The 6599-nt window shown below is 54.7% G+C and carries 6 protein-coding genes; 4 read left to right on the forward strand and 2 right to left on the reverse strand.

What is annotated here, in order from left to right:
- The coding region (locus tag C0623_05705; GenBank protein PLY01201.1) for a hypothetical protein at window positions 1-192 on the forward strand (192 nt) is incomplete at its 5' end.
- 524 nt (window positions 193-716) lie between these two features.
- On the opposite strand, the gene C0623_05710 is transcribed toward C0623_05705, so the two are convergent.
- Window positions 717-1412 (reverse strand): anaerobic ribonucleoside-triphosphate reductase activating protein, encoded by a 696-nt coding sequence (locus tag C0623_05710; protein ID PLY01202.1) that lies wholly within the window; start codon window positions 1410-1412, stop codon window positions 717-719.
- 255 nt (window positions 1413-1667) lie between these two features.
- On the reverse strand, window positions 1668-3659 hold the full coding sequence (locus C0623_05715) for a ribonucleoside triphosphate reductase (GenBank protein PLY01203.1): 1992 nt from the start codon (window positions 3657-3659) through the stop codon (window positions 1668-1670).
- Window positions 3660-3949: 290 nt separating this feature from the next.
- Between C0623_05715 and C0623_05720 the strand changes: the two genes are divergently transcribed.
- The 3 genes from C0623_05720 to C0623_05730 all read left to right on the forward strand — a co-directional run bounded on the left by C0623_05720 (window position 3950) and on the right by C0623_05730 (window position 6024).
- Complete coding sequence (locus tag C0623_05720; protein PLY01204.1) at window positions 3950-4369, forward strand: nickel-responsive transcriptional regulator NikR; 420 nt, start codon at window positions 3950-3952, stop codon at window positions 4367-4369.
- Between the two features lie 93 nt (window positions 4370-4462).
- On the forward strand, window positions 4463-5275 hold the full coding sequence (cbiQ, locus tag C0623_05725) for a cobalt ECF transporter T component CbiQ (protein ID PLY01205.1): 813 nt from the start codon (window positions 4463-4465) through the stop codon (window positions 5273-5275).
- On the forward strand, window positions 5272-6024 hold the full coding sequence (locus C0623_05730) for a cobalt ABC transporter ATP-binding protein (protein ID PLY01206.1): 753 nt from the start codon (window positions 5272-5274) through the stop codon (window positions 6022-6024). The genes cbiQ and C0623_05730 overlap by 4 nt, the downstream gene beginning before the upstream one ends.
- The last annotated feature ends 575 nt before the right edge of the window (window positions 6025-6599 follow it).

Genomic DNA, 6599 nt, shown 5'->3' on the forward strand with positions numbered 1-6599 from the left:
ACTGACGGATTGGAATCTGCGCAGCGAGGGAACCTGATCATCAGGCGGGTGAGCTGGGGTGTCTTTCTTTTGCTTACTTTTCTTGGACAGGCAAGAAAAGTAAGGAGCACGCCGGGCGATACCGGCGACTTTGATTTGTTTGGTGAGCTGGGATATTATCCAAAGCTCAGGGAAGTGTCCCCTGAATACTGAAACAAGAGAACCGCGCGGTCGCGGCCGCGCACTCCGCCATACTCTTTTATTGAGCCATAAAAGAGTATGCAGAAAACGGCTCCCTTGCCGGGGGCTTTTTCGTGCGGTCTGAATTGTTTCTGTTCAATTGTGTTTCCGGGGAGTTTGCCTTGAGGCAAACACAATACGTCTCCGTGGCGGTTGCGGTCGGGCTACGGTTCAGTGACCGCGCTGGCGGGTGCGACCTCAAGAGCTCCGGGGGTAAGTCAAAAGCTTCAATGGATGTCTCCTTCAGCTACTTCGGCAAGCTCAGTACAAGATAACTCAGGACATGCGATCGGAGTCAAAAAGTTGGACGGGTGAGTCAAAAGCTATACTTTTGAAAGTATTGAGCTTTGTTCCTGACTCTCTCTGACAGCTTACAGCTTAAGACTTACAGCTGTCTTTATTAAGAGTGCGCACCATTAATCCCCGGCAAAAAAATGTGATAAACAAGAAAAGAACGCTCGTTCCAACCTCTTTCGTTTTTATCGTTACTGCCTGGATCAGACGCCCCTCAGCAAAACTTCACGAGCATATTCCTTGCCGATTTCAGCAAAATTACGGATCATCTTGTCCGGGTAGGCGGCCGCCTCCCGGAGCTCTGCATCGAGGGAATGTTCCGGCATGAACTGCTGGAAGGCCCAGCGTTCAGCACCGTTTATAGCAGCTCCCATTTGCCTGACCACCTGTTCGTCGACAAAGGCCGGAACGCAGGTTGTGCGGAATTCATAATCAATATTGCATTTCATAATGATGCTGATCGAACGCTGGAGCTGGTCGAGATCGACCGGCGACGTATGCAGTTCGCCGTACCGCCCGGGGGCTGTCTTCAGATCGAAGGCGAGGTAATCGAGCAGGTTTTCATCGAGCATCCGCTGCAGCATCTCCGGCCGGAGCCCGTTGGTATCAAGCTTGACCGCCAGGCCGAGGGCTTTGATCTCGCGCAAGAGATTGATGCACTGCGGATCAATCGTTGGCTCGCCGCCCGAAACGACAACACCGTCGATGAACGGCATACGATTTTTCAGTTCTTCAAGGAGAACTTCGCGGGGATAATCGGGATATTGGTCCGGATCGAGAACAAGTGAGGGGTTGTGACAGAAGGGACAGGTGAGATTACAGCCGCCAAAAAAAATCAGGGAGGCGACCCTGCCCGGAAAATCGAGCAGGCTCGTCCCCTGAAAACCTTTAACTTTCATGATAAACAGTAATAATAATTACTTTTGATCGGCTTCGCGAACGAGAAATTCGGCGCGATCCTTGAACTCTTCTTTCTTCCCCTTGTTCCATTGCTGAACAGGGCGAAAGAAACCACAAACACGCGAATAAACCTCGGTTCTTGCATCACATTTGGTCGCCATTGTAATACCTCCATTAAATTCTAAGTTGGCAGATAGCAGTAATCAGTCAACAGTTTGAATTGACATCTGAAAACTGACATCCGGGTACTGCCTTTAAGCTGCTCTTCCTTCGGCATGCATATGCGGACAGGAGAAATGCTCGCCGGTGATATAGCCGTGCACCGGGCAGACGGTAAAGGTCGGACTGATTGTAAAGTACGGCAGATGGAAATTCTCCGAGATCCGCCGGACCAGCAGCCGGGCGCTCCGCCAGTCATCGATCCGCTCGCCGAGGAAGCCGTGCAGAACCGTGCCGCCGGTATAGAGAGTCTGCAGTCCGTCCTGGTGACTGAGCGCCTCGAACAGGTCAGTCGTCGTGCCGACCGGCAGCTGGGTCGAATTGGTGTAGTACGGCTCATCCTCCCCGGCGGTGATGATATCCGGGAATTTCTGCCGGTCGCGGCTGGCCAGGCGGAAACTGGTTCCTTCGGCCGGCGTCGCTTCAAGGTTGAAAAGATGCCCGGTCTCTTCCTGGAACGCCTCGAGCTGCTTGCGCATGAACTGCATGGTTTCAACCGCAAAGTCATGACCGGTCGCCGTATCGATGCCACAGCCGATCAGGTTGAGGCAGGCCTCGTTCATGCCGATCAGTCCGATCGTCGAAAAGTGGTTGTCCCAGAAATGGCCGCTCCGTTCCTTGATTGCCGAAAGATAGAACTTGCTGTAGGGGTAGAGGCCATCGTCGGTGAAGCGATCAAGCTGCTTCCGTTTGAGTTCAAGCGATTCGTATGCAAGCTTCATCAGATCGGCAATCCGCGAGAAGAACGATTGCTTGTCCGGCGCCATGTAGGCGGCGCGCGGCAGATTGAGTGTGACGACGCCGATCGAACCGGTCAGCGGGTTGGAACCGAACAGGCCGCCGCCGCGGCGGCGCAGTTCCCGGTTGTCGAGCCTGAGACGGCAGCACATCGAGCGGGCGTCTTCCGGGTCCATATCGGAGTTGACGAAGTTGCTGAAATACGGGATGCCGTACTTGGCTGTCATCTCCCAGATCGGCTCGTAGCGCGGATTGTCCCAGTCGAAATCGACGGTAATATTGTAGGTCGGAATCGGAAATGAGAAGATCCGGCCCGAGGCATCACCCGCCATCATCACTTCACAGAAGGCGCGGTTGAACAGGTCCATTTCGTCCTGGAAGTCGCCATAGGTCTGCTCCATCAGCTCACCGCCGATAACGACTGCTTCATTGGCCATGTTCGACGGCGGGTTGATGTCGAGGGTAATATTGGTAAACGGCGTCTGGAACCCGACCCGGGTCGGCACGTTCATGTTAAAAATGAATTCCTGGACCGACTGCTTGACCTCGTCGTAGCCCAGGCCGTCGTAGCGGATAAAGGGAGCAAGCAGGGTGTCGAAATTGGCAAAGGCCTGGGCCCCGGCCGCTTCACCCTGCAGGGTGTAGAAGAAATTAACGACCTGGCCGAGGGCGGTACGGAAATGTCGGGCCGGGCCGCTCTGAACCTTGCCGTAAGCACCGGTAAAGCCCTTGAACAGAAGATCCTTCAGATCCCAGCCACAGCAGTAGACCGACAGCATACCGAGATCATGTATGTGAAAATCGCCGTTGCGATGCGCACTGGCGATCGGCTCCGGGTAAATCTTGTTGAGCCAGTAGTTGCTGGTGATGTTGGCGGCGATGTGGTTGTTCAGCCCCTGCAGCGAATACCCCATGTTGGCGTTTTCGTTGACCCGCCAATCTTCCTGGGTGAGGTAGGAGTCGATCGCTTCAACCGACTCCTGCATGAAGCGCTGGGTCTGGCGCAGGGCTTCATGTTGCTTGCGGTAGAGGATATAGGTCTTGGCCACCTTGGCATGGCCATTTTCGATGAGGATTTTTTCGACGAGGTCCTGGACATTTTCGACCGTCGGAACCCTGTCGTTCTTGTAGATAACGCCGAGAATCCCGACGACCTGGGTTGAAATGGCAGCCGCTTTTTCCATGTCGGTGCCGCCGACGGCACGGACCGCTTTTTCAATCGCCTCGTGAATCTTCCCCTGCTCAAAGGGGGCCAGCCTTCCGTCACGCTTGCGGATATACTCGATCATGTACTCCCTCCACTTTCAACTAAATAACAAGCGGCCATGGCAACCAGACAGTCCCGTACCGCCCCCCGACAACGCAAACTAACAGGAATTTAGCACAAACAAATTCAATCGCAAAGACAAAAACCACTAGATGTAGATATTTTCTTACATTCAAAACACTATATATTGTTAAAAAGCACGTGGACATCCTGTGGACAACAAGGGCAGGAGCTGGCTAAGTTAGCGTGATTGTTGACCCGGTGCGGACACTGTGCTAAAGAAGTCACAACCCACATGTGGAGGGAAGAACCATGGCTGACCTGTCCCGATTCGGCATTTCAATTGACGAAAGACTGCTTGAACGATTTGACCACCTGATCGAGGGGAAAGGCTATCGGAATCGCTCGGAAGCGATCCGCGACCTGATCCGGAATGCTTTGGTCGAAGATGACTGGGGCAAGGGAGATACCGAAACGGTCGGAACCGTGACCCTCGTCTACGACCACCATACCCGTGACCTGAGTGACAAGCTGACCGAGCACCAGCACTCGCATCATGATGCCATCATCTCGGCGATGCATGTCCACCTCGATACCGACCACTGTCTTGAAGTCGTTGTCGTCAAGGGGACTGCGAATAAAGTCAAACGGCTGGCCGATGAACTGATCGGTACCAAGGGGGTCAAGCATGGCAAGCTGGTCACCACGACAACCGGCAAAGATTTAAGCTGACCCCCGGCAGGCGGGCTGTTCTCTTTTTTTCACATTTAGTAGCACGATAAAAAATTTCGTATGCTATAGTGGGCGACGACAGAAGGACCGTACATGGGACGCATCGAAACCGCATATCTTGATCTGGGCAGCCTTGATGCCCTGGCCTACCGGGACTCGGCGATCCATCGGCTAGACCCGCGGGCCAAGCTGGTGACAACGCTGATCTTTATCGTGACGGTTGTCTCATTTGACAAGTACAGCATTGCCGCCATGCTGCCATTCCTGCTCTACCCGGCAGTGCTTACGGTTCAGGCCGGCCTTCCGGCCGGACCGATTCTGAAGAAATTGCTGATCGCCCTGCCATTTGCTTTTTTTATCGGGATTTTCAACCCTTTCTTCGATCAGGCAACGTTGCTCCGTTTCGGGACCATCGAGATCTCAGGCGGCTGGGTCTCGTTCGCCTCGATCCTGCTCCGCTTTTCCCTGACCGTGACGGCGGCCCTGACCCTGATCGCAACGACCAGCTTCGCCGGGGTCTGTATGGCCCTTGAAAAACTCGGCTGTCCGAAGATTTTTGCGCTGCAACTCCTCTTTGTCTACCGTTACCTCTTTGTCCTGATCGAAGAGGCAACCCGGCTGGTCCGGGCCCGGGCGCTCCGCTCCTTTCACGGTCGCGGCAAGGGGCTCAGGACCTTTGGCAGCCTGATCGGCCAACTGTTGCTGCGCACCCTGGAACGGGCTCAGCGTATCCATCTGGCGATGCTTTGCCGCGGGTTCGACGGCGAAATCCGCATGATCAAACCGTTAACCACAGGCCGCCGGGAAATCGCATTCGTTCTCGGCTGGACCCTGTTCTTCGTCTTCTGCCGCCTCTGGAACATACCGGAACAGGCCGGATCAATTTTCATGGAGATACTCGCATGAGCCACCATATCGTCGAAGTTGAAGAGTTGAGATACCGCTACCCCGATGGAACCCAGGCTTTGGACGGGATCAATTTCCGGATTGAACATGGTGAAGCGGTCGCTATTGTCGGTGCCAACGGCGCCGGCAAATCGACTCTGCTTCTTCACCTTAATGGTTACCTGACCCCGGCAGACGGCCGGGTGCGGATCGGCGACTACCCGCTGAACCGCGAGACCGTTCAGGATATCCGCCGCACCGTCGGTATGGTTTTTCAGGATCCGGACGATCAGTTGTTCATGCCGACCGTTTTCGATGATGTCGCCTTCGGCCCGCTCAACCTCGGCTATCCGACCGAAGAGGTTAACGAGCGGGTCACTGCGGCGCTCGAGCAGGTGGATGCCCTGCATCTCAGGGACCGTCCCCCCTTCCACCTTTCCGGTGGAGAGAAACGGGCCGTTTCCATCGCCTCGGTGCTGTCGATGTCGCCCGACATTCTGGTGATGGACGAGCCGACCACCGGTATCGATCCCCGCGGCCGCCGGCTGTTGATTAAGCAGTTGAAATCGTTCAAACACACCAAGATCATTGCCACCCACGACCTCGACCTGGTTCTCGATCTCTGCGAGAGAACGATTGTCATCCATGAGGGGAAGGTCACGGCCGACGGCTCGACCCTGGAGATCTTCAGTAATGAGGAGCTGCTCGAAAAAAGTCACCTGGAAAAACCGATGCGGATGCAGGCCTGTCCGGTCTGCGGCAAGAAGTAATTGCGTGTTCGCGGCCACGCACTCCGCTATCAGGAGGGACACTACCCGAAGTTCATGGATGTCCCCCTGTAGACAAAAGTCAAGAAGAACCGCGCGGTCGCGGCCGCGCACTCCGCCATACTCTTTTATTGAGCCATAAAAGAGTATGCAGAAAACGGCTCCCTTGCCGGGGGCTTTTTTGTGCGGTCTGGATTGTTTCTGTTCAATTGTGCTGCCAGGGAGTTTGCCTTGAGGCAAACGCGAAACATCTCCGTGGCGGTTGCGGTCGGGCTACGGTTCAGTGATCGTGCGAGCGGAAGCGACCTCAAGAGCTCCGGGGGTAAGTCAAAGGCTTTGCTTTTAAAGTTTTGAGACATTTCCTGGTTTTCTCTGACAGCTGACAGCTTAAAACTTACAGCGGTCTTATATATAAGACCGCCGAGCGAGCCGATTTTAATCCGGCGTTCAGGGAACGCCAGTGACTGACGGATTGAAAGCGGCGCAGTGAGGGAACCTGATCATCAGGCGGGTGAGCTGGGGTGTCTTCTTTTGCTTACTTTTCTTGGACAAGCAAGAAAAGTAAGGAGCAAGCCGGG

Source organism: Desulfuromonas sp. (genome assembly GCA_002869615.1).
GTDB lineage: Bacteria > Desulfobacterota > Desulfuromonadia > Desulfuromonadales > UBA2294 > BM707.

What these genes read in the sequence shown, in the direction of transcription:
- C0623_05710 (PLY01202.1), bottom strand. Translation starts at nt 1,412, where the DNA reads ATGAAAGTTAAAGGTTTTCAGGGGACGAGCCTGCTCGATTTTCCGGGC.
- C0623_05715 (PLY01203.1), bottom strand. Translation starts at nt 3,659, where the DNA reads ATGATCGAGTATATCCGCAAGCGTGACGGAAGGCTGGCCCCCTTTGAG.
- C0623_05720 (PLY01204.1), top strand. Translation starts at nt 3,950, where the DNA reads ATGGCTGACCTGTCCCGATTCGGCATTTCAATTGACGAAAGACTGCTT.
- cbiQ (PLY01205.1), top strand. Translation starts at nt 4,463, where the DNA reads ATGGGACGCATCGAAACCGCATATCTTGATCTGGGCAGCCTTGATGCC.
- C0623_05730 (PLY01206.1), top strand. Translation starts at nt 5,272, where the DNA reads ATGAGCCACCATATCGTCGAAGTTGAAGAGTTGAGATACCGCTACCCC.